Origin of the sequence: Pseudomonas sp. PA-4-8C, assembly GCF_021606625.1 — a bacterium.
GTDB lineage: Bacteria > Pseudomonadota > Gammaproteobacteria > Pseudomonadales > Pseudomonadaceae > Aquipseudomonas > Aquipseudomonas lactis.
Genome location: NZ_WKCD01000595.1, coordinates 1 through 571, shown reverse-complemented (window position 1 = coordinate 571; position 571 = coordinate 1). Strand labels below are relative to the sequence as shown.

General features: G+C 63.9%; 1 protein-coding gene. It reads left to right on the top strand.

What is annotated here, in order from left to right:
- Positions 1-479 (top strand): ATP-binding protein (locus GIW04_RS31185; RefSeq protein WP_236479677.1); only part of this gene is annotated, 479 nt, incomplete at its 5' end.
- Positions 480-571: the final 92 nt, after the last annotated feature.

Here is a 571-nt window from a genome sequence, read left to right as displayed (position 1 = left end):
ACCGTGAACTCAACCGTGCGCGCCTGGCGGGTGATGCGCTGCCGGGCGCGTTGTTTGACTGTGAACAAGAACTGCCCGGCTTACTGGCCACCCTGCGCATGATCCACGGCGAACACCTTGACCTCAGCTACCAGGTGGCGCCGGGCCTGCAACTGCCCTGGGACCGGGAAGACCTGCTGGAACTGCTGGGCAACCTGTTGGACAACGCCTGTAAATGGGCGGACGCCGAGGTACGCCTGAGCGTCAGTGAGACGCCCCAGGGCTACCGGCTGGCAGTGGAAGACGATGGCCCCGGCATTCCCGAGGCCCAGCGCGACCAAGTGTTCAGCCGTGGCGCACGCCTGGATGAGCAAAGGGTTGGCCATGGCCTTGGGCTGGGAATCGTGCGCGACATCGTTGAGGTGTGGGGCGGGGTGTTGCAGCTGCAGGAGAGTGAGCTGGGTGGGCTCAAGGTGTTGATCGAGTTGCCACGCCGCTGACACTGACACACCACCGCTCAAGATGTGGGAGCTGGCTTGCCTGCGATAGCATCGACTCGGTTTGCCTGAAGTACCGAGGTGTCTGCATCGCG